25 protein-coding genes are annotated in these 25,406 nt (G+C 65.1%); 18 read left to right on the top strand and 7 right to left on the bottom strand.

Annotated features, from left to right (window positions below; all coding sequences use genetic code 11):
• Positions 1-441: 441 nt before the first annotated feature.
• Both ACODSD_RS02830 and hutH read left to right on the top strand, forming a co-directional pair.
• Positions 442-1,827, top strand: a complete 1,386-nt coding sequence (locus ACODSD_RS02830; protein ID WP_107801299.1) for an amino acid permease — start codon at positions 442-444, stop codon at positions 1,825-1,827.
• 141 nt (positions 1,828-1,968) lie between these two features.
• Positions 1,969-3,498 carry a histidine ammonia-lyase gene (gene hutH, locus ACODSD_RS02825; RefSeq protein ID WP_107801298.1) on the top strand — a complete coding sequence of 510 codons (1,530 nt, stop codon included), beginning with the start codon at positions 1,969-1,971 and terminating at the stop codon, positions 3,496-3,498.
• A 61-nt stretch (positions 3,499-3,559) separates the two neighbouring features.
• Here hutH and ACODSD_RS02820 read toward each other — a convergent pair whose 3' ends face one another.
• On the bottom strand, positions 3,560-4,315 hold the full coding sequence (locus ACODSD_RS02820) for a BPSS1780 family membrane protein (protein WP_488876740.1): 756 nt from the start codon (positions 4,313-4,315) through the stop codon (positions 3,560-3,562).
• A 429-nt stretch (positions 4,316-4,744) separates the two neighbouring features.
• On the opposite strand from ACODSD_RS02820, the gene tkt reads away from it, so the two are divergent.
• From tkt to ACODSD_RS02770, 10 genes are all read left to right on the top strand, one after another.
• Positions 4,745-6,730, top strand: coding sequence for a transketolase (tkt, locus tag ACODSD_RS02815; RefSeq protein ID WP_227105848.1), 1,986 nt, complete (start codon positions 4,745-4,747; stop codon positions 6,728-6,730).
• 130 nt (positions 6,731-6,860) lie between these two features.
• A complete protein-coding gene (gene gap / locus ACODSD_RS02810; RefSeq protein ID WP_048408492.1) occupies positions 6,861-7,871 on the top strand; it encodes a type I glyceraldehyde-3-phosphate dehydrogenase in 1,011 nt (336 codons plus the stop codon).
• A 186-nt stretch (positions 7,872-8,057) separates the two neighbouring features.
• Positions 8,058-9,173 (top strand): serine endopeptidase, encoded by a 1,116-nt coding sequence (locus ACODSD_RS02805; protein ID WP_227105846.1) that lies wholly within the window; start codon positions 8,058-8,060, stop codon positions 9,171-9,173.
• Entirely contained in the window at positions 9,160-10,335 is a 1,176-nt protein-coding gene (locus tag ACODSD_RS02800) for a phosphoglycerate kinase (protein ID WP_488876739.1), read from the top strand. The genes ACODSD_RS02805 and ACODSD_RS02800 overlap by 14 nt, the downstream gene beginning before the upstream one ends.
• A 90-nt stretch (positions 10,336-10,425) precedes the next feature.
• Positions 10,426-11,055: a LysE family translocator gene (locus tag ACODSD_RS02795; protein ID WP_107801294.1), complete on the top strand. Its 630-nt coding sequence runs from the start codon at positions 10,426-10,428 to the stop codon at positions 11,053-11,055.
• 86 nt (positions 11,056-11,141) lie between these two features.
• Positions 11,142-12,206 (top strand): class II fructose-bisphosphate aldolase, encoded by a 1,065-nt coding sequence (gene fba, locus ACODSD_RS02790; RefSeq protein WP_107801293.1) that lies wholly within the window; start codon positions 11,142-11,144, stop codon positions 12,204-12,206.
• A 137-nt stretch (positions 12,207-12,343) separates the two neighbouring features.
• On the top strand, positions 12,344-12,595 hold the full coding sequence (gene moaD / locus ACODSD_RS02785; protein WP_488876738.1) for a molybdopterin converting factor subunit 1: 252 nt from the start codon (positions 12,344-12,346) through the stop codon (positions 12,593-12,595).
• 2 nt (positions 12,596-12,597) lie between these two features.
• The gene (moaE, locus tag ACODSD_RS02780) at positions 12,598-13,056 is read left to right on the top strand and encodes a molybdopterin synthase catalytic subunit MoaE (RefSeq protein ID WP_107801290.1); all 459 of its coding nucleotides are present in this window, start codon (positions 12,598-12,600) and stop codon (positions 13,054-13,056) included.
• Positions 13,053-13,637, top strand: a complete 585-nt coding sequence (mobA, locus tag ACODSD_RS02775) for a molybdenum cofactor guanylyltransferase MobA (protein ID WP_488876737.1) — start codon at positions 13,053-13,055, stop codon at positions 13,635-13,637. The genes moaE and mobA overlap by 4 nt, the downstream gene beginning before the upstream one ends.
• A 179-nt stretch (positions 13,638-13,816) precedes the next feature.
• Positions 13,817-15,508: a bifunctional metallophosphatase/5'-nucleotidase gene (locus tag ACODSD_RS02770; protein WP_488876736.1), complete on the top strand. Its 1,692-nt coding sequence runs from the start codon at positions 13,817-13,819 to the stop codon at positions 15,506-15,508.
• Positions 15,509-15,523: 15 nt separating this feature from the next.
• On the opposite strand, the gene ACODSD_RS02765 is transcribed toward ACODSD_RS02770, so the two are convergent.
• The gene (locus ACODSD_RS02765) at positions 15,524-16,138 is read right to left on the bottom strand and encodes a 3'-5' exonuclease (protein WP_227105838.1); all 615 of its coding nucleotides are present in this window, start codon (positions 16,136-16,138) and stop codon (positions 15,524-15,526) included.
• Positions 16,139-16,276: 138 nt separating this feature from the next.
• Between ACODSD_RS02765 and ACODSD_RS02760 the strand changes: the two genes are divergently transcribed.
• The gene (locus ACODSD_RS02760; RefSeq protein ID WP_107801286.1) at positions 16,277-16,888 is read left to right on the top strand and encodes an EAL and HDOD domain-containing protein; all 612 of its coding nucleotides are present in this window, start codon (positions 16,277-16,279) and stop codon (positions 16,886-16,888) included.
• 13 nt (positions 16,889-16,901) lie between these two features.
• On the opposite strand, the gene ACODSD_RS02755 is transcribed toward ACODSD_RS02760, so the two are convergent.
• Both ACODSD_RS02755 and ACODSD_RS02750 read right to left on the bottom strand, forming a co-directional pair.
• Complete coding sequence (locus tag ACODSD_RS02755) at positions 16,902-17,702, bottom strand: substrate-binding periplasmic protein (RefSeq protein WP_199225955.1); 801 nt, start codon at positions 17,700-17,702, stop codon at positions 16,902-16,904.
• A 451-nt stretch (positions 17,703-18,153) separates the two neighbouring features.
• Complete coding sequence (locus tag ACODSD_RS02750; RefSeq protein WP_488876735.1) at positions 18,154-19,587, bottom strand: DEAD/DEAH box helicase; 1,434 nt, start codon at positions 19,585-19,587, stop codon at positions 18,154-18,156.
• 378 nt (positions 19,588-19,965) lie between these two features.
• Between ACODSD_RS02750 and ACODSD_RS02745 the strand changes: the two genes are divergently transcribed.
• Together ACODSD_RS02745 and ACODSD_RS02740 are read left to right on the top strand one after the other, a co-directional pair.
• Complete coding sequence (locus ACODSD_RS02745) at positions 19,966-20,652, top strand: MliC family protein (RefSeq protein WP_107801284.1); 687 nt, start codon at positions 19,966-19,968, stop codon at positions 20,650-20,652.
• A 237-nt stretch (positions 20,653-20,889) separates the two neighbouring features.
• Entirely contained in the window at positions 20,890-21,426 is a 537-nt protein-coding gene (locus ACODSD_RS02740) for a YaeQ family protein (protein WP_107801283.1), read from the top strand.
• Between the two features lie 150 nt (positions 21,427-21,576).
• On the opposite strand, the gene ACODSD_RS02735 is transcribed toward ACODSD_RS02740, so the two are convergent.
• The gene (locus ACODSD_RS02735; RefSeq protein ID WP_107801282.1) at positions 21,577-21,780 is read right to left on the bottom strand and encodes a hypothetical protein; all 204 of its coding nucleotides are present in this window, start codon (positions 21,778-21,780) and stop codon (positions 21,577-21,579) included.
• 143 nt (positions 21,781-21,923) lie between these two features.
• Positions 21,924-22,229: an antibiotic biosynthesis monooxygenase family protein gene (locus ACODSD_RS02730; RefSeq protein WP_488876734.1), complete on the bottom strand. Its 306-nt coding sequence runs from the start codon at positions 22,227-22,229 to the stop codon at positions 21,924-21,926.
• 114 nt (positions 22,230-22,343) lie between these two features.
• Between ACODSD_RS02730 and ACODSD_RS02725 the strand changes: the two genes are divergently transcribed.
• A complete protein-coding gene (locus tag ACODSD_RS02725; protein ID WP_158274389.1) occupies positions 22,344-22,871 on the top strand; it encodes a GNAT family N-acetyltransferase in 528 nt (175 codons plus the stop codon).
• 54 nt (positions 22,872-22,925) lie between these two features.
• Positions 22,926-23,423: a M48 metallopeptidase family protein gene (locus tag ACODSD_RS02720; protein WP_488876733.1), complete on the top strand. Its 498-nt coding sequence runs from the start codon at positions 22,926-22,928 to the stop codon at positions 23,421-23,423.
• A 61-nt stretch (positions 23,424-23,484) separates the two neighbouring features.
• On the opposite strand, the gene ACODSD_RS02715 is transcribed toward ACODSD_RS02720, so the two are convergent.
• Complete coding sequence (locus ACODSD_RS02715) at positions 23,485-24,483, bottom strand: sulfate ABC transporter substrate-binding protein (protein ID WP_235085634.1); 999 nt, start codon at positions 24,481-24,483, stop codon at positions 23,485-23,487.
• Positions 24,484-24,693: 210 nt separating this feature from the next.
• On the opposite strand from ACODSD_RS02715, the gene ACODSD_RS02710 reads away from it, so the two are divergent.
• A complete protein-coding gene (locus ACODSD_RS02710) occupies positions 24,694-25,266 on the top strand; it encodes an RBBP9/YdeN family alpha/beta hydrolase (RefSeq protein ID WP_107801277.1) in 573 nt (190 codons plus the stop codon).
• The last annotated feature ends 140 nt before the right edge of the window (positions 25,267-25,406 follow it).

Genomic DNA, 25,406 nt, shown 5'->3' with positions numbered 1-25,406 from the left:
ATATGACCATTCCGTGTCTTCAGCCGCAACGCCTTGTCCCGCTCTAGCGCGCAAGATCGTAAACCTGTTCTGAATGTAGGAACGCCGCCGCGCTCACGCCGGCGGCGGCTGGCGGCATCCGGGAGGGCCCGGATCCGCGGTCCCGCACGACAAGCTTGTACAAATAAGCGGCGGGGCTGGCAATCGTCTTGCAAAGGAAAAAAACGGTCATGTTGTTCTTGCCCGTCCACTGAGACGCACCGGCGCGTTCGCGCCCGCAGTCCGCATTGCTTCGTCATGACCGGCCGCTCTTTCCGCGTCTTGGTCTTGTGATCCGCCCACGCTGGCTCTACAGTTTGCCGGCGCTGGGTTGCTCAACGAAACATGCCGGGCCGCGGGATGCGGCGTAGCGGGCGCATCCGCGTTCGGTCGGCAAGCGCAGCCATGCCCAGGAGGAGAGAGATGCAAACACAAACACTGACGCGCGGCCTGTCCGCCCGTCACATCCGTTTCATGGCGCTGGGGTCGGCCATCGGCACCGGCTTGTTCTACGGTTCGGCGGCGGCGATACAGATGGCCGGTCCGGCGGTATTGCTGGCCTATTTGATCGGCGGCGCCGCCGTTTACATGGTGATGCGCGCGCTGGGCGAAATGGCGGTGCACAATCCGGTGGCCGGTTCCTTCGGCCATTACGCCACCAGCTACCTGGGCCCCTTGGCCGGGGTGATCACCGGCTGGACCTACGCTTTCGAGATGATCATCGTCTGCCTGGCCGACGTGACCGCCTTCGGCATCTATATGAGTTTGTGGTTTCCGGAAGTGGACCGCTGGGTCTGGGTGCTGAGCATCATCTTCTTCATCGGCGCCTTGAACCTGTGCAGCGTCAAGGTGTTCGGCGAGATGGAGTTCTGGCTGTCCATCGTCAAGGTGGGGGCCATTATCGCGATGATCATAGGCGGCGTGGCCATCATCCTGTTCGGCTTCGGCAGCGCCGAGGCCAGCGGCCTGCATAATTTATGGTCGCACGGAGGCTTCATGCCCAATGGCTGGGGCGGGGTGATCGCCTCGCTGGCGGTGGTGATGTTCGCCTTCGGCGGCATCGAGATCATCGGCATTTCCGCCGGCGAGGCGCAGGATCCGCAGCGCACCATCCCGCGCGCGATCAACGCGGTGCCGGTGCGCATCCTGTTGTTCTACGTGCTGACGCTGACCGTGCTGATGTCCATCTTCCCGTGGCCGAAGATCGGCAGCCAGGGCAGCCCCTTCGTGCAGATTTTCGAAAGCCTGGGCATTCCCGCCGCCGCCCACATTCTGAACGCGGTGGTGATCTCGGCGGCGATTTCGGCGATCAACAGCGACATCTTCGGCGCCGGCCGCATGTTGTACGGCATGGCGCGTCAGGGCCAGGCACCGCAAAGCTTCGCCAAGCTGTCGGCCAACGGCGTGCCGTGGATGACGGTGCTGGTGATGGCTGCCGCCTTGCTGCTGGGCGTGGTGCTCAACTACCTGATGCCCAAGGACGTGTTCCTGCTGATCGCCTCCATCGCCACCTTCGCCACGGTGTGGGTATGGCTGATGATTCTGCTGTCTCAGGTGGCGATGCGTCGCCAGATGAGCAAGGAGCAGGCGGCGGAGCTGAAATTCCCGGTGCCGTTCTGGCCGTACGCGCCGCTGGCGGCGATAGGGTTCATGCTGTTCGTGATCGGCGTGCTCGGTTACTTCGAGGATACCCGCTCCGCGCTGCTGGTGGGCGCCGCTTGGGTGGCGCTGGTGGTGGCCGGCCACTTCCTGTGGAGCCGGGTGCTGGCGCCCGGCGCGGAGGCGGAGGCTCGGCGCGACGCCGCCTAAAGGCGCGGCGCAAGGTTTTCTGTCCGGCGGGCGCGGGCTCGCCGGAACATTCAAGCCGCTTGTCGGCAGGGCGCGATAACACAAGACCAGCGCTCACCGCGGCAAGCGGCGCTGCAAACGCTTTAGAAGGAGAATCTCAAGATGGTATTGAACATCGTTCCCGGCACGCTCAGCCTGGCCGAGCTGCGCCGCGTTTCACGTGAAACCGATCTGCAACTGCATCTGGACCCGTCCAGCCACGCCGGCATCGACGCCTCCGCCGCCACCGTGGCGCGGGTGCTGTCCGAAGGCCGCACCGCCTACGGCATCAACACCGGTTTCGGTCTGTTGGCCAATACCCGCATCGCGCCGGAAGAGCTGGAGCTGTTGCAGCGCTCCATCGTGCTGTCCCACGCCGCCGGCATCGGCGCGCCGATGGACGAATCCACGGTGCGCCTGGTGATGGCCTTGAAGATCAACTCGCTGGCGCGCGGTTTTTCCGGCATCCGCCGGCTGGTGATCGAGGCGCTGATCACCCTGTTCAACCAGCGCATCTATCCGGTGATCCCGCAGAAGGGCTCGGTGGGCGCGTCCGGCGATCTGGCGCCGCTGTCGCATATGAGCGCGGTGCTGATCGGCGAGGGCGAAGCCTTCGTCAACGGCACCCGCGTGCCGGGCGCGGTGGCGATGCGCTCCGCCGGCCTGGAACCCATCACCCTGGCGCCCAAGGAAGGCCTGGCCTTGCTGAACGGCACTCAGGCGTCCACCGCCTTCGCGCTGGAAGGCCTGTTCGCCGCCGAAGACCTGTACGCCTCGGCTTCGGTGGCCGGCGCGCTGTCGGTGGAAGCCGCGCTGGGCAGCCGCACCCCGTTCGACGAGCGCATCCACGCGGTGCGCGGCCACGCCGGCCAGATCGACGCCGCCCGCATCTACCGCGATCTGCTGGAGCATAGCGAGATCGAGGGCTCGCACGAGAACTGCGGCAAGGTGCAGGACCCGTATTCGCTGCGCTGTCAGCCGCAAGTGATGGGCGCCTGCCTGACCCAGATCCGCCAGGCCGCCGCGGTGCTGACGGTGGAGGCCAACTCGGTGTCCGACAACCCGCTGGTGTTCGCCGCCGACAACGACATCCTGTCCGGCGGCAACTTCCACGCCGAGCCGGTGGCTTTCGCCGCCGACAATCTGGCGCTGGCGCTGGCCGAAATCGGTTCGCTGTCCGAACGCCGGATGGCGCTGCTGATCGACAGCAATCTGTCCAAGCTGCCGCCCTTCCTGGTCAACAACGGCGGGGTCAACTCCGGCTTCATGATCGCCCAGGTCACCGGCGCGGCCCTGGCTTCGGAAAACAAATCGCTGGCGCACCCGGCCTCGGTGGACAGCCTGCCCACCTCGGCCAACCAGGAAGACCACGTGTCCATGGCCACTTTCGCCGGCCGCCGTCTGCGCGACATGGCCGGCAACACCGCCGGCATCCTGGCGGTGGAATTGCTGGCCGCCTGCCAGGGCGTGGACTTCCGCGCGCCGCACAAGACCTCGGCCAAGCTGGAAGCGGCCAAGGCCGAGCTGCGCGAACAGGTGAGCTTCTACGACAAGGACCGCTACTTCGCGCCGGACATCGAGAAAGCCGCCGCGCTGGTGGCCAGCGGCTCTTACAACCGCTTCGTCGAAGCCGGCCTGCTGCCCTCGCTGTAAGCGCAGCCGCCGCCGCAAAAAAAAGCCCGCCTGACGGCGGGCTTTTCTTATTCAACGGCCTTTAGAACACCACCGGCTCGTCCGGCCGCGCCGGCGCCGCGGATTGGCCGAAGATATCCTTCCAGCCGGTGTAGGCGGTCACGTACAGCACCGGGAACCAGAGCAAGAGGCCCAGACCCAGCGGAATCATCGCGATGAAGGCCAGCACCGCCAGCATCAGGCCGCTGACCAGCACCGCGCCCCAGTTGGCGAGGCCGGCTTGCAAGCTGGTGCGGATCGCTTGCCACGGGCCGGCTTGGTTCAGCGTCACCAGCGCCGGCGCGAACCAGTAAGCCAGGCTGACCAGGAAGATGGCCACGCTGCCGATGAAGGCGAACAGCGCGATGGGGCCGGCGATCACCGGGATCGCGTTGGGATCGCTCTTGGCCACGCTCACGCCCATCGCGCCCATCAACAGGCCCAGCGCCACGCCGATGACGATCAGGATGGCCAGGTAGAGCATGCCCACATTGATCAGCGGCCGCAGCGCGGTCTTGAAACCGGCGAACAGATCGCCCAGTTCCAGCTCCGAGCCCTGCTCGCATTTCTTCGCCGCCAGGATGAAGCCGGCGGCGAACACCGGCGCCAGGAAGAAGGACAGCGGGCCGCCCAGCAAGGGGATCATGTTGACGATGAAATTGATCACCAGATAGGCCAGCGCCAGCAGGACCCAGGTCAGCGGCTGCTGGCGGACGATGTAAAAGGCCTCCACGATCCAGCGCCAGCCGCGTCCGAAAGCGACTTTGCGCGGAGCGGGTAGGGCATCGAATGATTGCATCGAAATCTCCAAAAAGGTTGTGGCGATCGAGCCGGCGGCGCTTGGCCGCGTCGGCCGGTTCGTTTTTTTTCGCGGCTAAAGACAGAGCCAGACTGACAGCGATTTGCGTCGCGGGTTTCCCTGCCAGCGCGTCCGTCGCGCATTCTGCCCATTCGTCATCGGCGGAACCCGGCGCGGAGTCGCTCGCAGGCTTTTGATTCAAAATGCATTTTATGCCGGCCTGGGCATTATCTTGCAAAACGGCCGCATCCGGCTATTTTTCATGCCCCTTCATGCCGCAGCGGTATTCCGCGCGGCGGGGCGGTTGCCGCCAATGGTGAAAATCGGCGATAATTCCATGATTTTGCGACGGTTGGTCCATGCCGGAGGCATGTTCGGATGGCGCGGCCGTCGTCCCGGTTTCCACACAAGTCTTGAGGTTTTCCCGAAATGGTCACCCGTACCGAGCTTGCCAACGCCATCCGTTTCCTGTCCATGGATGCCGTTGAAAAAGCCAAATCCGGTCACCCCGGCGCCCCGATGGGGATGGCAGACATCGCGGAAGTATTGTGGCGCGATCACCTGAAACACAACCCGGCCAATCCCAACTGGCCAGACCGCGACCGCTTCGTGCTGTCCAACGGTCACGGTTCCATGTTGATCTACAGCCTGTTGCACCTCACCGGTTACGACCTCTCCATCGAAGACCTCAAGCAGTTCCGTCAGCTTCACTCCAAGACTCCCGGCCATCCCGAATACGGCTACGCTCCCGGCATTGAAACCACCACCGGCCCGCTGGGCCAGGGCATCACCAACGCGGTGGGCATGGCGCTGGCCGAGAAAATGCTGGCGTCGCAGTTCAACCGCGACGGTCATCAAATCGTAGACCACCACACTTACGCCTTCCTGGGCGACGGCTGCCTGATGGAGGGCATCAGCCACGAAGCCTGCTCGCTGGCCGGCACCTGGGGGCTCAACAAGCTGATCGCCTTCTGGGACGACAACGGCATCTCCATCGACGGTCATGTGGAAGGCTGGTTCACCGACGACACCCCGGCCCGCTTCGAAGCCTACGGCTGGCAGGTGATCAAGAACGTCAACGGCCACGATCCGGTGGAAGTGGCCACCGCCATCGCCACCGCGCAAAAGGAAAGCGCGCGTCCGACGCTGATCTGCTGCAAGACCACCATCGGTTTTGGCGCGCCCACCAAGCAAGGCAGCCACGATTGTCACGGCGCGCCGCTGGGCGCGGCCGAAATCGCCGCCGCGCGCGAAGGCCTGAACTGGCCGCACGCGCCGTTCGAGATCCCGGCCGAGATCTACGCCGAGTGGAGCGCGCGCGACAAGGGCGCGCTGGCCGAGATCGAATGGAACAAGCGCTTCGACGCCTACCGCGCCGCTTTCCCGGAACTGGCCGCCGAATTCAGCCGCCGCATGAGCGGCGAATTGCCGTCCGGCTGGGAAGAGACCAAGGCCGCCGCGCTGGCCAAGATCGCCGACGCCGCCCAGACCGTGGCCACCCGCAAGGCCAGCCAGATCGCGCTGGAAGCGCTGTCGCCGGCGCTGCCGGAATTCGTCGGCGGTTCCGCCGACCTGACCGGCTCCAACCTGACCAACTGGTCCGGCTCCAAGTGGATTGACCGCGACGGCCAGGGCAACTACATCAGCTACGGCGTGCGCGAGTTCGGCATGGCCGCCATCATGAACGGCATGACCCTGCACGGCGGCCTGCGTCCGTACGGCGGCACCTTCCTGATGTTCAGCGAATACGCGCGCAACGCCTTGCGCATGGCTTCGCTGATGAAGATCAACCCGATCTTCGTGTTCACCCACGATTCCATCGGCCTGGGCGAAGACGGCCCCACCCACCAGCCGGTGGAGCAAGTGGCCACGCTGCGCTACATCCCCAACCACCACACCTGGCGTCCGTGCGACACCGCCGAAACCGCGGCGGCCTGGGCGCACGCCGTCGAGCAGAAGACCACGCCGAGCAGCATGGTGCTGAGCCGCCAGAACCTGCCCTTCGTCGCCCGCGACGCGGCGCAGCTGGCCGCCATCCAGAAGGGCGGCTATGTGCTGCGCGACGCCGCCGGCGCCCGCGCGGTGCTGATCGCCACCGGTTCCGAAGTGGAACTGGCGCTGAAGGCGCAGGAGGCGCTGGCGGCGGAAGGCGTCGCCGTGCGCGTGGTGTCCATGCCGTGCACCAATGTGTTCGACCGACAGGACAAGGCCTGGCGCGACAGCGTGCTGCCGGCGGGCCTGCCGCGGCTGGCGATCGAAGCCGGCCACCCGGACTTCTGGCGCAAATACGTGGGCCTGGACGGCGATGTGGTCGGCATCGACCACTTCGGCGAATCCGCCCCGGCCCCGCAGCTGTTCCAGGCCTTCGGCTTCACCGTCGACAATGTAGTGGCCAAGACCAAAGCGCTGCTGTGATGTAAAGACAGGCCATTGCGAAAGCAATGGCCTTTTGTTCGCCGTTTCATGTAGTGGACGCACTACACAACACGCGGAGCGCCGGCCGGGAAACCGGGCGCTCCGGATCGTCCCCAGGAGATTTAGAAGCATGACTATCCGCATCGCCATCAATGGTTACGGCCGCATCGGCCGCCAGGTACTGCGCGCCATCTACGAAAACCAGCTGCATGACGATTTCAAAGTAGTGGCCGTCAACGCCACCGGCGATCTCAACATCAATGCCCACCTGACCAAGTTCGACACCGTGCACGGCCGTTTCCCCGGCGAGGTCGAGCAGGACGACGCCCACCTGATCCTGAACGGCGACAAAATCCCGTTCTTCAGCACCCGCAACCCGGCGGAACTGCCGTGGAAAGCGCTGGACGTGGATCTGGTGCTGGAATGCACCGGCGCCTTCACCAGCAAGGAAAAATGCCAGGCCCACCTGGACGCTGGCGCCAAGAAGGTGCTGATTTCCGCGCCGGGCGGCGACGATGTCGACGCCACCATCGTTTACGGCGTCAATCACGACGTGCTGAAGCCGGAAATGACCGTGGTGTCCAACGCCAGCTGCACCACCAACTGCCTGGCCCCGGTGGCCAAGGCGCTGCACCAGGCCATCGGCATCAAGAAAGGCCTGATGACCACCATCCACGCCTTCACCAACGACCAGGTGCTGACCGACGTCAAGCACAAGGACCTGCGCCGCGCCCGCTCCGCCACCGACAATATGATTCCGACCAAGACCGGCGCGGCCAAGGCCGTGGGCCTGGTGTTGCCGGAGCTGAAGGGCAAGCTGGACGGTTTCTCGGTGCGCGTGCCCACCATCAACGTGTCGCTGGTGGACCTGACGTTCAGCGCCGCGCGCGACACCACCAAGGACGAGGTCAACGACATCCTGAAGGAAGCGTCCAACGGCGCGATGAAGGGCATCCTGGGCTACAACACCCTGCCGCTGGTGTCCGGCGACTTCAACCACACCGAGGAAGCCTCCACCTTCGACTCCACGCTGACCAAGGTGACCGGCGGCAATATGGTGAAAGTGCTGGCCTGGTACGACAATGAATGGGGTTTCAGCTGCCAGATGCTGCGCACCGCGCGCGCGATGTTCGCTTGCTGACGACGAAGTGATCCAGGAAATCCGGGCCGGCATGCGTTGCCGGCCCGGATTTTTTGCGTCCGCTAGCGCGGGCGCTACATCCACCGGCATTTGATTGGTGTTAAGGTAGGGCCGTTTTTTTGGCATACACTTGCCGGGCGATCGCCGATATCGCCCCCCGCTGAACCGCCGTCACAGGAGAGCAGCATGCGACAGAACCAAGCATTGTCCCGCCCGGAAAAATGGGTCCGGCTGGCCTCCTGGCTGGTGGCTTTGGTGTTCGCCGGCTTTCTGTCCAATCTGGGCGAATTGGTGATCCGCGATCTGTTCTACGTGCCGGACGGCGGCCCGCCGCAGCTGGAAACGCTGCAACAGCAGGCCGGCATCGAGCCGCTGCGGCAGCGGCAGCAGGTCTTGCAGCGCCAGAACGACGCGCAGCGCGCCCAGCTGGAAAACCTCGGCGCCACCCGCGAGCAGCTGGAGCGCAATTACCAGACTCAGCGCAAGGGCCTGGCCAACTGGCTGGCCAGCCGCGCCGCCAGCGCCGATCCGCAGCAAAGCGCCGAAGTCAGCCGCCGCACTCGGGAACTGGACGCCCTGCAGGCGCAGATCCTGCAATGGCAGCAGAAGGAAGACCGGGCGAGCGACGGCCTGCGCGCGCTGGAGCGGAGCCGGCAAACGCTGCAAGAAGAGATCGCCCGGGTGGATGCCGTCGCCCAGGACCGTTACCAGCAGGCCTACCAGCGTTTCGAGTTGAAAGTCTTCCTGCTGCGGCTGGCGGTGATCTTGCCGCTGCTCTTGCTGGCGGTATGGCTGTTCAGCCGCTATCGGACGCATCGCTACTGGTTCTTCGTTTACGGCTTCGGCCTGTTCGCGCTGTTCGCCTTCTTCGTCGAACTGCTGCCCTATCTGCCCAATTTCGGCGGCTATGTGCGGCTGGCCGTCGGCATCGCGCTGACGGTGTTCGCCGGCCTGCGCATGATTCAGGCCTTCCAGCGCTACGCCGAGAAAAAGCGCGCCGAGCTGCAGCAAAGCCAGAGCGAGCGCGCGCGCCACGTGGCCTACGCCCAGGCCTTGGGCGCCTACCAGAAGAAAACTTGCCCGTCCTGCGACCATCAATACAATATTGCCGGCGACGACGCCGATTACTGCGTGCACTGTGGCCTGCAGCTGTTCCGCGGCTGCGACTGCGGCGCGCGCAATTTCGCCTTTTTTCCGTACTGCAAAAAATGCGGCCGCCCCGGCGCCAAGCCGGAGCCTGCGCCGATGAATCAATCGACAAGCGAATCCAAACCCGAGCGAGCGAACGATGAAATTCAATAAACTTTCCGAACAGGCCCTGGCCGGCAAGCGCGTGCTGATCCGCGTGGACATGAACGTGCCGGTGAAAAACGGCGTTATCGGCGACGATACCCGCATCCGCGCCAGCCTGCCGTCCATCGAGCTGTGCCTGAAGGCCGGCGCCGGCGTGATCCTGATGACCCATCTGGGCCGCCCCACCGAGGGCGAGCCCAAGCCGGAAGACAGCCTGGCGCCGGTGGTGGAGCGCCTGTCCGGCTTGCTGGGCAAGCCGGTGCGCCTGGTGGCGGACTGGCAGTCCGGCCTCAGCGTGGCGCCCGGCGAAGTGGCGATGCTGGAAAACGTGCGCCTGAACAAGGGCGAGAAAAAGAACAACGCCGACCTGGGCCGCGCCTACGCCGCCTTGTGCGACGTGTTCGTCAACGACGCCTTCGGCACCGCCCACCGCGCCGAAGCCTCCACCCACGCGGTGGCCCAGTTCGCGCCGGCCGCCTGCGCCGGCGTGCTGCTCTCCGCCGAGCTGGAAGCGCTGGGCAAGGCCTTGCAAGCGCCGGCGCGGCCGCTGGTGGCCATTGTCGCCGGCTCCAAGGTGTCCACCAAGCTGACCATTCTGGAATCGCTGGCCGACAAGGTGGACCAGTTGATCGTGGGCGGCGGCATCGCCAACACCTTCTTGCTGGCCGAGGGCAAGGCCATAGGCAAATCGCTGGCCGAAGCCGAGCTGGTGGACGAGGCCAAAAAAGTGATCGCCAAGATTCGCGCCCGCGGCGGCGATGTGCCGTTGCCGGCTGACGTGGTCTGCGCCAAGGAGTTCGCCGAAACCGCCGCCGCCGTGACCAAGAGCGCGGCGGAGGTGGAGGCCGACGACATGATTCTGGACATCGGCCCGGATTCCGCGCAGGCGCTGGCCGCCATCATCGCCCAGGCCGGCACCGTGGTGTGGAACGGCCCGGTGGGCGTGTTCGAGTTCGAGCAGTTCGGCGGCGGCACCAAGACCCTGGCCCAGGCCATCGCGGCCTCGCCGGCCTTCTCCATCGCCGGCGGCGGAGACACCCTGGCCGCCATCGCCAAGTACGGCATCACCGACGACATCAGCTACATCTCCACCGGCGGCGGCGCCTTCCTGGAGTTCCTGGAAGGCAAGGAGCTGCCGGCGGTGGCCATCCTGGGCGAGCGCGCGGGCTGAAGGGAAAAAGGCTATCGGGATGAATGGCTTGCGTTACACTGGCGTATTCGCCGCCGTTTCATTCTGATGGCCCACCCGCCGGAGATATCCATGTCGCTCAATACCTGGTTGCTGTTCGTCACCACCGTGTTTTTCGTCTCGGCCACGCCCGGCCCCAATATGCTGCTGGCGATGACCCACGGCATTCACTACGGGGTGCGGCGCACGCTGATGACTTGTCTTGGCCTGATGACGGCGCTGGGTTTGATCATGTTCGGCTCCGCCGCCGGACTGGGCGCGGTGCTGGCCACCTCCGAACTGCTGTTTTCCTTGGTAAAATACGCCGGTGCCGCGTATTTGATCTATCTGGGGATCAAGACCTGGCGCAGCCAGCCGCAGCCGGTGGAGGAAATCCGCGAGGCGGCGGCCGGCAAGCACACGCCCTGGGGCATGTTCCGCACCGGCTTTCTGGTGGCGATGAGCAATCCCAAGGCCTTTATCTTTTTTACCGCGCTGTTCCCGCAGTTCATGAACGCGCAGCAGCCGCAGGGGCCGCAGTTGGCGATCCTGGCGGCGACGTTTTACGTGATCGAGGCGTCCTGGCAGCTGGCTTACGCCGGCGGCGGCGCGCGTTTGGCCGGCTGGCTGAACAGCGCGCGGCGCCTCAAGCTGGTCAACAAAGTGTCCGGCGGCGCTTTCGTCGGCGCCGGCCTGTTGTTGTCCGGCGTGTCCAGACACTGAATTGATGAATTCGCCTCGGGCCGCCGCGCGGTCCGGGCGCCAACCATGCTCCGCCCCGGCGGAGCAGTTTGCGGAGATTGAACACCATGGCTCTCGTTTCCATGCGTCAGCTGCTGGACCACGCAGCGGAATTCGGCTACGGCCTGCCGGCCTTCAACGTCAACAACCTGGAGCAGATGCGCGCCATCATGGAGGCCGCCGACAAGGTGAACGCCCCGGTGATCGTGCAGGCCTCCGCCGGCGCGCGCAAATACGCCGGCGCGCCCTTCCTGCGCCACATGATCCTGGCCGCGGTGGAAGAGTTTCCGCACATCCCGGTGGTGATGCACCAGGACCACGGCACCAGCCCGGACGTGTGCCAGCGTTCTATCCAGCTCGGCTTCTCCTCGGTGATGATGGACGGCTCGCTGAAAAGCGACGGCAAGACCCCGGCCGATTACGCCTACAACGTGGACGTGACCCGCACCGTGGTTAATTTCGCCCACGCCTGCGGCGTGTCGGTGGAAGGCGAGATCGGCTGCCTGGGCAGCCTGGAAACCGGCATGGCCGGCGAAGAAGACGGCGTGGGCGCCGAAGGCGTGCTGGACCACAGCCAGCTGCTGACCGATCCGGAAGAGGCCGCCCAGTTCGTCAAGGACACCGGCGTGGACGCGTTGGCCATCGCCATCGGCACCAGCCACGGCGCTTACAAATTCAGCAAGAAGCCCACCGGCGACGTGCTGCGCATCGACCGCATCAAGGAAATCCACGCCCGCATCCCCAACACCCACCTGGTGATGCACGGCTCCTCCAGCGTGCCGCAGGAATGGCTGCAGATCATCAACGAGTTCGGCGGCGATCTGGGCGAAACCTACGGCGTGCCGGTGGAAGAGATCGTGGAAGGCATCAAGCACGGCGTGCGCAAGGTCAATATCGACACCGACCTGCGCCTGGCCTCCACCGGCGCCATCCGCCGCTTCCTGGCCCAGCATCCGGCCGAGTTCGATCCGCGCAAATACCTGAAAGTGTCCACCGACGCGATGCGCGACATCTGTATCGCCCGCTACGAAGCCTTCGGCTCCGCCGGTCAGGCCAGCAAGATCAAGGCGATCAACCTGGACGCCATGGCCAATAAATACCTGAAGGGCGAGCTGGCGCAGATCGTCAAGTAAGGCCAAGTTCTTCTTCTTGGATCAGCCCGCCGCGAGCGGGCTTTTTTGCGGGCGGGCGCCTAGCCACCTTGACGTATTGGAGGCCCGGCGCGGATTGCTTACACTGCGGTATCCGCTCAACTGCGCAGAGGCAGGCGATGAAACTGAATCTTTTGTATTTTGCCCGCTTGCGGGACGAGTTCGGCCTGGAGAGCGAACATTTGGACAGCGACGCGGCCACGGTGGAGGAACTGTTGGTGGAGTTGCGGCTGCGCGGCGAGGCCTGGTCGCGGGAACTGGCCGCCGACCGGGTGTTCCGCGTGGCGGTGAACCAGCAGATGGCGCGGTTGGACTCCGTTCTGAACGACGGCGACGAAGTGGCGGTGTTTCCGCCGGTGACCGGAGGATGAGCATGGACGCGTTCACGGTGCGGGTGCAGCCGCAGCGTTTCAGCGCCGGCGTGGAAATCGACGCGCTGTCCGGCAACCCGGCCTGCGGTGCGGTGGTCAGCTTCAGCGGGCTGGTGCGCGATTACGGCGACAGCCGCGATGTGACGGCGCTGGAGCTGGAGCATTATCCGGGCATGACCGAAAAGGCCTTGGAGGCCATCGTGGAGGAAGCGCGCCGGCGTTGGCCGCTGCAGGCGGCCACCGTCATCCATCGCGTGGGGCGGCTGGCGCTGGGCGAGCCCATCGTGCTGGTGGCGGTGGCCAGCAGCCACCGCCGCGACGCCTTCGCCGCCGCGGAATTCCTGATGGACTATCTGAAGCAGGACGCGCCGTTCTGGAAAAAGGAAATCCTGGCGGACGGCCGCGAGCGCTGGGTGGAGGCCAAACACAGCGACGCCCAGGCGGCGGAACGCTGGCAATGAGCCACCAGGCGCTGATTCTGGCCGGCGGCCGCGCCACGCGCATGGGCGGCGTCGACAAGGGCCTGGCGATATTGTCCGGGCGGCCGCTGCTGGCGCACGCCTTGTCCGCCTTGTCCGCGCAGACGCCGCCGCCCGAACGGGTGTGGATCTCGGCCAATCGCAATCTGGACGTGTACGCCGGCTTTGGCTGCCCGCTGCTGCCGGACAGCCTGCCGGATTATCCGGGGCCGCTGGCCGGGGTGCTGGCGGCCTTGGAGCGCGAGGACGGCGGGGTCTGGCTGGTGATGCCTTGCGACGCGGTGCGGCTGCCGGCCGATTTCTCGCGCCGGCTGCTGGCGGAAGTGGCGAACGGCCGCCAGGCCGCCAGCGCGCGCGACCGCGAAGGCTGGCATCCCAGCCTACTGGCGCTGGGGCCCGGCCTCCGCGCCGGACTGGCCGCCTATCTGGCCGGCGGCGGCCGTTCCATCCGCGGTTGGCTGGCCGGTCTTAACCATGTCGAAGTCGGCTTCGACCATCTCTTTCCCAATCTCAACACCGCGGACGCGCTGGCGGCGCTGGAGGCGGAGCCGCGCGCCGACTGAGGCCGCATGGCGGTTTGCTTCGCATCACGAAAGTTTTAACTCTTTGTCATTTTGTTTTGCTATAGTGCGCGCGATCGGAGCGTCTATCGCGGTCCATGGCAGTGGACGGACGTCTCCTCATTCGGTCGCGGCCGGCAGCGCCGGCGCGCGCGACAACAAACAAGACAAGGATGCGTTTCGTGAAACTGAAAACCATGAGCCTGTGCCTGGCGGCGAGCCTGGCGCTGTTCGGCTGTTCCGCCGGCTCCGGCGGCTGGGGGCCGGGCGACCAGAACACCGGCGTCTCGCGCCAGCCGGTGGCGGTGAAGATGATCGCCTTCAACGATTTCCACGGCAATCTGGACATGCCGGGCCAACTGACGGTGCCGGATCCGGCCGACCCGAGCAAGACGATCAAGATCAACGCCGGCGGCGTTGATTACCTGGCGGCCTGGGTGCAATCGCTGCGCGCCAAATCGCCCAACACCGTGGTGGTGTCGGCCGGTGATCTGATCGGCGCCAGCCCGCTGGTGTCCGGCCTGTTCCACGACGAGCCCACCATCGAGGCGATGAATCTGCTGGGCCTGGACCTCAACGCCGTCGGCAACCATGAGTTCGACGACGGCCAGCAGGAATTGCTGCGCATGCAGAACGGCGGCTGCAAGACGGGCGCGCCCACCACCTCCTGCCAGAACGGCAAGTTCGCCGGCGCCAAGTTCAAGTTTCTGGCGGCCAACGTCAAGAAAAGCGACGGCGGCACCTTGTTCCCCGCTTACGAGATCAAGAAGTTCGGCGGCATCCCGGTGGCCTTCATCGGCATGACGCTGAAAGGCACGCCGGAAATCGTGTCGCCGGACGGCATCAAGGGGCTGAGCTTCCAGGACGAGGCGGCCACGGTGAACCAGCTGATTCCGCAACTGAAACGTCAGGGCGTGTCCGCCGTGGTGGTGGTGGTGCACGAGGGCGGCTATCAAAGCGGCAATTTCAATGAATGCAACGGCGTGTCCGGCCCCATCGTCGACATCGTCAAGAAGCTGGACCCGGCGGTGAAGCTGGTGGTCACCGGCCACACCCATCAGGCCTACAACTGCGTGATCGACGGCCGCCGGGTGACCAGCGCCAAGAACTACGGTCAGTTGTTCACCGAGATCGACTTCGTGCTGGACCCGGCCACCCGCGACGTCAAGCCCGGCTCCATCCAGGCGCAGAACCGGGTGGTGGCGCGCGACATCGCGCCGCTGGCCTCGGTCAGCAATCTGGTCAAGCTGTACAAGGACTTGGTGGCCCCGGTGGCCAACCGCGTGGTGGGCCAGGCGGCGGGCACCCTGGACCGCACTCCGTCCGCGGCCGGCGAAACCGTGCTGGGCGACGTGGTGGCCGACGCGCAATTGGCGGCCGGCGCCGCCCAGGGCGCGGTGGTGGCCTTCATGAATCCGGGCGGCGTGCGCGCCGACATCCTTCCCGGCGTCGGCGGCGCTGTGACGTACAACCAATTGTTCACCACCCAGCCCTTCGGCAATGTGATGACCACGCTGACCCTGAGCGGCGCGCAGATCGACCAGCTGCTGGAGCAGCAATGGAGCGATCCGTCCAAGGTCAAGATTCTGCAAGTGTCCAAGGGATTCAGCTATAGCTGGAGCCTGTCGGCGCCGGCGGGCGCCAAGGTGGACATCGCCAGCATCAAGATCAACGGCGTGGCCATCGATCCGCAGGCCAGCTACCGGGTGCAGGTCAACAACTTCATAGCCGGCGGCGGCGACGGCTTCACCGTGCTGACCCAGGGGAGCAACCGGGTGGGCGGCGGCGTGGACGTGGATGTGCTGGAGAGCTATTTCGCCAGCGCTTCGCCAGTGGCGGTGCCGGCGCTGAACCGCATCACGCGGCTGCCTTGATGTTCCGGCGCGGCTTCAGCCGCCGCGCCGCAAACCGCCGCGGGCGTCCAGCTCGCGGTACACCCGCAGCGCCACCCAGGCGTCGTTGCCGGCGTAGGCTTGTTGCGCCGGCGTCAGCGGCAGTTTGGACCAGTTGGTGGTGGACAGCTTCTTGGATTTGCGGAAGTACTGGCCGAACAGCCGCGCCACCGCCTGCACCGCGCCGACGGTGATGCGCGCATCGTCGCTGGAGAAGTGGTCAACCAGGTCCAGCACCCGGCCGCAGCGGATGCCCAGCCGCTGTTGCAGCAGCGTCTGGTCCGAACTGAGCTCGAAGCCCACCAAGAGCCGCTGAGGGTCTTCCAGCAGGGTTTTCAGCTCCGGCGCGCACTGGCCGTCCTGCACCGGGAACAGCCAGGCGCGGTCGTCGCAGGCCAGCTGGACCAGGTGGGGACCGGTCGGTTTTTCGCCCTTGTGGAAAGTGGGGCGGGATTCGGTGTCGAAGCCCAGCTCCGCGCAGCCGGCCAGGTCCCGCAACGCGGCGGCGGCCAGCTCTGGCGTGGCGGCCAGCCGCACCTGTTCCGGCGTCAGGCCGGCGAACAGCGGCAGCGCCTTGATCTCCTCGCGAGGAATTTGTCGGGTTGGCAACATGGCGGACTCGCTGACTTGAGGGTAATTTGCAACCTTACCGCATTTAATGACGATGGTCAGGCATAAGCTGTCATATTTTTTGACGGCACCAGCAGGAGATGCCCAACAGCGGCGGCAATATCCTGTAGTATCGTCGGCATGCCTAATTCTTCACGTTATCTTGGCCGGCAGGCAATCGTCGACCGCCAGCAGCAGCTGGTGGCCTATGAACTATTGTTCCGTTCCAGCCCGGCCAATTTCGCCTTGGTGCGCGACGATCTGCTCGCCAGCGCCGAGGTGCTGCGCAACGCCTTCGGAGAGCTGGGCTGCGCGGATGTGTTGGGCCAGTTCCCCGGCTTCATCAACGCCAGCGCCGATTTGTTGCAAGATCCCATCCTGGACCAATTGCCGGCGGAGCGGCTGGTGTTGGAAATCCTGGAAACGGTGACCGTCACCCAGGACTTGCTGCAACGCATGGCCTTGTTGCGCCAGCGCGGCTTTCGCCTGGCGCTGGACGACGTGATCCACCTGGGGCCGGATCAGGCGGCGATGCTGCCGCTGGTGGACATCGTCAAAGTGGACGTGGCGGCGGTGGAAGCGGAACGCTTGCCGGAACTGATGGCGCAATTGAGCGATTTCGACGGCATCCTGCTGGCGGAAAAGGTGGACAGCCGCGAGCAGTTCGAACGTTGCCGCGCGCTGGGCTTCCATTGGTTCCAGGGCTATTTTCACGGCCGGCCGGTGGTGTTGAGCAGCGCGGACGCGCCTTAGCGCCGTTCTCGCTTCACTGCGCCTTGATCGGTTTGTGGTAGGCCAGGCTGGCGGCGCGGGTCTCCGCCACGATGCGCTCGAACTCCCCGCTGTCCTGCAAGGCCTTCAGGCCGCGATTGAAACGTTCCACCAACTCCGGGCCCTGGCGGTGCTTGCGCCAGATCACCACGTGCAGCGGCGCCACCCAGAACGATTTGCTCTGCGGCTCCAATTGCTGGGCCAGCCGCGGCTGGAAGTTGCGGGCGATCAGGTATTGGCCCACTTCCACGTCGATGGGGAATAAGTCGATGCGGCCGGCCAGCAGCTTGCGCAGATTGGTGACGTCGTCCGGCGCCATGTCCGGAATCAGGTGGCCGGCCTTGACCTGCCGGTTGAACTCGTCGGAATAGAAGTTGCCGACCGTGACGCCCACCCGTGCGTGGCGCAGATTGGACAGATCGTTCCAGGGAAAACTGGCGCTGCGGCGCTGGAAAAACACCATGCGCGCATGCAACACCGGTTGGGTGAACAGCAGGTCCTGCTTGCGTTCCGGCGTCGGCGCCCAGCCGAAGCTGCCGTCCACGGTGCCGTTGCGCGCCGATTGCAGCGTGCGGTTGTTGGGGTAGTAACGGAAGGCGACGTCGACGTTGGCGCGGGCGAAGGCCTCTTTGACCAAACGCGACAAAATGCCGTCGTACGGCAGTTCCTTGCCCATATAGGGCGGCCACTCCTGGTTGGACAGGGTGATTTTCAGACGTGGCGCGGCCTGCGGCTGAGCTGCCGCCAGCAGGACTACAGCCAGGCTGCCCAGCAGCCAGCTGCGAAGTCTCATCATTTCCCCGAATCCTTGCTCGATCTGTGCGCGCGGCATGCGTGCTGCCCGTGCGGAGCGCGGCGCGCGCCGTCTCCGCTCGATATTGTTGTCGGCCCCAAGGGCCTATTGCTGAATCGTAGGCAGGTTTGGCGTCCGGCGTAAAGCGCTTCCATCGCCGCGGGGTCGGCGAAGAAGCGCGGCGCCGCTTGCGCGGGCTTAGAGCCGCTAACAAAACCTCGCAGAGAACCTGAGCCAAGGCGCGCCGACGTAGGCAGTACTAGTCGTACGACAAGGAGGCGCAACGCTGGATCAGGGGTTTTGTTAGCGGGTCTTAGAGCCTGTTCAAAGTCTCGCGAGCAAGGGCGGGACAAGGCGAAAACAAGCGAAAAAGCGGAATGTACATGTGGTACATGAGCATTTTGAGCTTGTTTTCAACGCCGTATCGCCGAAGCACAGCAGACTGAACTGGTTCTTAGCGGCCTTTCGGCGGGCTGAACAGCGCCGAGCTCGGACGCGAGGAGGCGGGCTTGCCGCGCTGGCCCTGACCCTGACCTTGCGACGAGCGCTGACCCGGCTGGCCGTTTGTGGCGTTTTTGGCCTGACCCTGTCCTTGACCCTGGCGCGGCTTGGACGCCGGCGAGCGATGGCCGTGGCCGGTGGGCTTGCTGTCCGGCTGGTGGCGCGGTTTGCCGCCGCCACCCTGGCGTTGCGGCTGGCCGCGGCGGTTGCCGCCGCCCATCGGGATGGGTTCCGGCTTCACCGACAGATCGGCCTCGAAGCCCGGCACCGCGAAGCGCTCGATCGATTGCTTGGTGAGCTTCTCGATGTCTTTCAGGAAGCTGAACTCGTCCACGCAGACCAGGGACACCGCCTCGCCCCTGCTGCCGGCGCGGCCGGTGCGGCCGATGCGGTGCACGTAGTCTTCCGGCACATTGGGCAGTTCGAAGTTGACCACGTGCGGCAGTTGGTCGATGTCCAGGCCGCGCGCGGCGATGTCGGTGGCGACCAGCACCTGCAATTCGCCGCTCTTGAAGTCGGCCAGCGCGCGGGTACGCGCGTTCTGGCTCTTGTTGCCGTGAATCGCGGCGGCGGGGATGCCGGTCTTGTCCAGTTTTTCCGCCAGACGGTTGGCGCCGTGCTTGGTGCGGGTGAACACCAGCGCCTGGAACCAGTTGTGTTCCTTGATCAGATGGATCAGCAGATCGGTTTTGCGGTCGCGGTCCACCAGGTGGATCTTCTGATCCACCAGCTCGTTGGTGGTGTTGCGGCGCGCCACTTCCACCAGCTTGGGGCTGTCCAGCAGACGATCGGCCAGGCTCTTGATCTCGTCGGAGAAGGTGGCGGAGAACAGCAGGTTCTGGCGCTTGGCCGGCAGCAGCGCCAGCACTTTGCGGATGTCGTGGATGAAGCCCATGTCCAGCATGCGGTCGGCTTCGTCCAGCACCAGGATCTCAACGCCGGACAAATCGATGTTGCGCTGGCCGGCGTGGTCCAGCAGGCGGCCGGGGGTGGCCACCAGGATGTCCAGCGGCTTGCGCAGCTCGCGGGTTTGCGGGTTGATGTTGACGCCGCCGAACATCACCATGGATTTGAGCGGCAGGTATTTGCCGTAGGTTTGCACCGACTCCTCCACCTGAGCGGCCAGCTCGCGGGTGGGCGTCAGCACCAGCGCACGCGGACGGCCCGGCTGGGTGGACGGTTTGCCCATCAGCAGCTGCAGCAAGGGCAGGGTGAAGCCGGCGGTTTTGCCGGTGCCGGTCTGGGCCGCGGCCAGCAGATCGCCGCCTTGCAGCACTTGCGGGATGGCTTGGGCCTGGATCGGGGTGGGGGTGGTGTAACCGGTTTCGCTGACGGCGCGCAACAGGGATTCGGCCAGACCGAGGTCGGCAAAGGTGAGTGTGGACATGTTTGCTCCTGCGACGGCCTATCGCAGTATGTGCGAACCAATCCAGGCTGACGGGAAAAAGTTAGGGATGCGATGGGCGCTTCGGGATGAAGCGCGCGCGACGCGCAAAGATTGGAATTGCGCGCGAGAGGCCGGAGTTTACCTTCAAATTGTCGGTTTGGGAACTTGTCGCGGCATTGTCATATCCATTCCAACGGAATCCTGAGCCGCGAAAAGCCTTTTTGACGGCCGATATTATTAATAAATGCGAATGGGCGAACTGGTATCATGCTGTCACGTCGCCGGGGTTGAGCGCATCGGCCCGCGGCGGAGAGATGCCCTGTTTTGATGTGTCCGCCCGGCATGGGCGGCGAATAACGCAGTTCAGAGGAAATCGGTATGCCTGGATCCGCCCATAGGCTGGTCGGCTTGATCATATTGTGTCCGGCCTTGGCGCTGGCCGCCGGCAAGGGCGGGTCGGAAGGCGGCCACGGCCGCGCGGCGGAGAGCGGCAGGATCGCAGAGGACACGGCGGAGGCCAATCCGCCGGCGGCGACCGATTTCAATTGCGAAAAGCCGGGCAATCCGGTGGAGGCCATGGTGTGCCAGGACGACAGCCTGACCCGCCAGGACAATCGGCTGGAAAAGGTCTACGCCCTGGCGCTGGAACAGGCTCAGCAAGGCCGGCCGGGGGCCGAGGCCAAGCTGATCGCCGAGCAGCGCCGCTGGGTCAAAAGTCTGAAGGACTGCGTCAAGACCGAGGACATGCATATGTGTCTGGGCGACGTCTACATCATGCGCATCACCCAATTGCAGGCGGCCTGGGGGCTGGCGCCGTCGCTGACGCCCTTGCGCTATGTCTGCAAGGGCAACGCCACCCGCACCGTGCTGGCCACCTTCTATCGCACCCACCCGCCCACGGTGAAGCTGGAGTACAACGGCTCCACCGCCATTCTGCATCAGGGCCTGAGCGGCAGCGGCGCGCGTTACGCGGCGCCGGGGCTGGAACTATGGATCAAGGGCCGCGAGGCCAGTATCACCTGGCGCGGCGAACCTTTGGACTGCTCCAGCCAGCCTTCGCCTTAAGAACCTGTTTACGATCTGCTGCGCGTCGTCAGACGTCACACGGTGAGTACCGCTTCGTACCGTGTGTACACTCCGCTTTCTCAGCCGTTTTCGCCTTGTCTCGCTCTAGCTTGCGAGATCGTAAACGCGTTCTAAGAGGCCGTTCATGGCGGCGCGCCCCGCCGTCTAGCGATTGAACGGGCGCAATGGCCGGCGGCCCCGTACAATGGCTTCTTTTTTCGCAAAGCCGGTTTCCGCATGGCCCTGTCCGCCACCATTTATAAAGCCAATCTCGCCGTATCCGACATGGATCGCGGCTATTACGCCAGTCATCAGCTGACGCTGGCCCAGCATCCGTCCGAAACCGTGGAACGCATGATGCTGCGTCTGGCCGCCTTTGCGCTCAACGCCAGCGAAACCCTGCAATTCAGCCGCGGTCTGAGCGCCGACGACGAGCCCGAGTTGTGGCAGAAAAACTATGCCGACGAGATCGAGCTGTGGGTGGAACTGGGCGAGCCCGACGAAAAACGGCTGAAGAAAGCGTGCAGCCGCGCCGAGCGCGTGGTGTTGTACAGCTACGGCGGCCGCGCTAGCGAAGTGTGGTGGCCGCAGATGGAGAACAAGCTGGCCCGGCTGGACAAGCTCAGCGTGTTTCGCGTCGAGACGGCCACGCTGGCGGAACTGGTCGCCATCTGCCAGCGCAGCATGCAGTTGAGCGCCACCATTCAGGACGGTCAGATGTGGCTGGCCGACGAGTCCAACAATGTGCTGGTGGAGCCGCTGCGGCTCAAATAAGGCGTAGCCAGGCGCGCAGCCGCTGCAGCAAGCCCGTTTGGGCCGCGCGCGGCAGCCGCGTCTTGCGTTTGAGCCAGGGCCTATCCTGATGGCGGGCCTGGGCGTAAGCGTGCAATAGCCGGCGGTGGCGCAGGGCGAGATCGCCGCGCTTCATCGCCGCGCGCTCACCAAGCGCCACCAGGCGCGCAAGGACGCTCGCCAGCCGCCATCGGGCGGGGTCCGGGCGGGCGCGGCCGGAAAGCGGGCGTTGAGAATATAACGGCGCAGCGCCAAGGGCGCCGCGTCATCGTCCGGCAGATAGTCGGGAATGCCGCGCGTCGGCAGCGCGCGGCGGACGGGTTTGCTTGCGCTCATCGGCAAGGGCCTCGCAGTGGGATCTTGGCTGCATGCTAGGCTCCGGCGCGTAAAAAGCGGCTAAAGAAAGCGCGGGCGCGGATAAAAAGCGGCTAGTCGCGCTACGGTCCGGTTCCACGTGAAACAGGGCCATGCCGCGGACTTCAGTCTGACGCGTCCAAGGTCCATTCATAGCTGCGTTCGATACAGGCCACCTCCACCCGGTATTGCCGATACCAGCGCTCCCGTCCCAGTTGCTGCGCCAGCACGTGGTCGGCATGCGCCTTCCAGGCGCGGATGCTGTCGGCGTCCGGCCAGTAGGACAAGGCGATTTCCTGCCCGTCCTCACAGGCGGAAACAAAGGCGAGGCAGCCGAAGCGCTCCATGGCCAGCCGGCGCATCTGCTGGGCGACCGCGGAGTATTCCGCATCCAGTTGCCGCGTGGCGGCGCGAAAAATCACGACATGCATGGAAAGTCTTCCTCGCATAAGGTAGGCGGTATCGGTATTGTCTCGATTGCCGGCGGCCTTGGCCAGAGCCAGTTGGACCGCCGGTGTGGAACCACCGCGGCAAGGGGAGCGAACATGAATCAGGGTTTGTTGTTGCGAGCGGCCGACGCTCGGGACGCCGAGCGGATCGCGGCGCTGCATGTCGCCAGTTGGCAAGAGCATTATCGCGGCATCTTGCCGGACGAATACCTGGATTTGCGCGCCGCGGACGAACGCCTGGCCATGTGGCGGGAGCGCTTCGCCGCGCCGGGCGCGCTGTGGGTGCGGCTGGCGCTGTGGCAGGATGAGCCGGCGGGCTTTGTTTGCCTATTGCCGGACGAGGCGCCGGAGCGGGGCGTGTATCTGGATAATCTGCATGTGAAGGCCGGGCAGCAGGGACGCGGCATCGGCCGCGCGCTGATGGCGGCGGCGGCGGCGGAGGCCTTGCGCGTCGCGCCGGGGCGGCCCTTGTTTCTGTGGGCCTACCAGGCCAACCGGGACGCCTGCGCCTTTTACCGGGCGCTGGGCGGCGAGGCGTCCGCGCCTTGCGAGGTGGACACCGTCGGCGGCCGGCGCGCGCTGGCGCTCAGTTATCAGTGGGACGATCCGTCCTGCTTGCTGTAATGCCGGTTTGCGCCGCGGCAACACCTGATCGCGCAGTCGTTTTACAATGGCGCGATGTCTACCCTCAACTATTTGCAGCATTATCCCGCCGCCTTGCTCGGCCAGGTGCAGGCGCTGCTGGATTCCGGCCAGCTGGGCGGCTGGCTGGCGCGCAAGTATCCGGAAAGCCACGATGTGCAGACGGACAAGGCGCTGTATCAGTACGTGTCCGAGATCAAGCTGCGTTATCTGAAGAACGCCGCCTTGCCGGCCAAGGTGAGGTACGACAGCCAGCAGCACCCGGTCAAGGGCACGCTGGGCACCAATACCTTTGTGTCGCGGGTGCAGGGCGGCAAGCTGAAGACCAAGAACGAAATCCGCATCGCCGCGCTGTTTCGCGACGCGCCCTTGCCCTTCCTGCGCATGATCGTGGTGCATGAGCTGGCCCACCTGAAGGAGAAGGACCACAACAAGGCCTTCTACCAGCTGTGCTGCCACATGGAGCCGGACTACCACCAGCTGGAGTTCGACATGCGGGTGTGGCTGACCTGGAGAGAAAGCCAGACGGCCTGATCCGCGTTTCCCGCATTGACAACAGCCCGGCTTTGCCGGGCTGTTCGCGTTGAGGGGCGGGTTATTTCTTGGTGATGAGCTGATCAAACACGCCGCCGTCGGCGAAGTGTTTGTGCTGGGCGCCGCGCCAATCGCCGAAAGTGTCTTTCAGCGTGAACAGCTTGACCTTGGGGAACTGGCCGGCGTATTGCGCGGCGATCTTGGCGTCGCGCGGCCGGTAGTAGTTCTGCGCGGCGATGGTCTGTCCCTGCGGGGTGTACAGGAACTTCAGATAGGCTTCGGCCAGCTTGCGATTGCCTTTCTTGTCGGCCACCTTGTCCACCACCGCCACCGGCGGTTCGGCCAGGATGGACAGCGAAGGGGTGACGATGTCGAATTTGTCCGGACCCAGTTCCTTCACCGCCAGCACCGCCTCGTTTTCCCAGGCCAGCAACACGTCGCCCAAGCCGCGCTGGGCGAAGGTCAGCGTCGCGCCGCGCGCGCCGGTGTCCAGCACCGGCACGTGCTTGTACAGTTCGCCGACATAGGCGCGGGCCTTGGCCTCGTTGCCGCCGGGCTGCTTCAGCGCATAGCCCCAGGCCGCCAGATAATTCCAGCGCGCGCCGCCGGAGGTTTTGGGATTGGGCGTGATCACCTGGATGCCGGGCTTGATCAGATCGCCCCAGTCGCGGATGCCCTTGGGGTTGCCCTTGCGCACCAGGAACACGATGGTGGAGGTGTAGGGCGAGCTATTGTCCGGCAGCCGGCTTTGCCAGTTCTTGGGCAGCAGGCCCTGGTCCGCCAGCACGTCGATGTCGTAGGCCAGCGCCAGCGTGGCCACATCGGCTTCCAGGCCGTGCTGGATGGCCAGCGATTGCTTGCCGGAGCCGCCGTGCGATTGCTTGATGGCGACGTCGCCGCCCTGTTTCTTCCATTGTTCGGCGAAAGCCTTGTTGACGTCCTGATACAGCTCGCGGGTGGGGTCGTAAGAAACGTTGAGCAACTCGGCGGCCAGCAGCGGCGCGGCGGCGCCGAACAGGGCGAGAGACAGCAGGGCGTGGCGGAAGGTATGACGTGGCATGGCGGTGTCCTGAGGAGGCAAGCGATGAATGCATCTAATCAGAAATGTTTTAGCGCCAGAAGTGATTGTTTTTTATCTTTAAATTCCAAATAAGTCTATGTAATGGCGTGATCTTTTAGAGGAATAGGGAATAAGTTTCTCGTTCAATATCATTTCCAAGAATATCAAAGTCATTCTACAGTGCGAGTTCCCCCTTTGAGGAGCTGAGCGATGGAACCTTCGCTGGCGGATTTCGACTTGATCATTCAGCCCGGCTGGCGCAATTCCGGCCCGCGGCACTGGCAAAGCCATTGGCAACGCCGCTTGAACGCCGCGCGGGTGGAGGTGGGCGATTGGGACGCGCCGCAGCTGGACGACTGGCTGCGGGGTTTGGATCAGGCGCTGGATCGGACGCGCAAGCCGGTCATCGTCATCGCCCACAGCCTGGGTTGCGTGGCGGTGGCGCATTACGCCCAGCGCCATCCGCGGCGGATCGCCGGCGCCTTGCTGGTGGCGCCGGCGGACGTGGAGCGGCCCTTCGTGCCGCGCGAGCTGATGGGCTTTGCGCCGACGCCGCGCCAAGCCCTGCCGTTTCCCGCCAGAATGGTGGCGAGCAGCAACGATCCCTTCTGCAAGACCCCGCGCGCGGCGCGGCTGGCCGGTTACTGGCGCGCGCCCATCGCCTGGCTGCGCCAGGCCGGCCACATCAATGTGGAGTCCGGCCACGGGCAGTGGGAGGAGGGCTGGTTGCAGCTGGATTTGCTGGCGCAAAGGGTGAGGGCCAGCTTGAACCAGGCGGCTTGAGAAGCGGTTGACTGTCTGCCGCCTTGCGGCGGGCGATAGCGGGCTCGCCTATCCGCGGCTTCGGCCGCAAGGCCTTGCCTCGCCCTGGCTCGGCGGCGCCGAGTCCGGTTTCGTAGCGGGGTCGGCGTGATCTAAACTGG

It is taken from the genome of Chromobacterium sp. FG22 (genome assembly GCF_057809415.1).
Note: the sequence above shows the minus strand (reverse complement) of the source record. Positions and strands in the feature narration are given on the sequence as shown.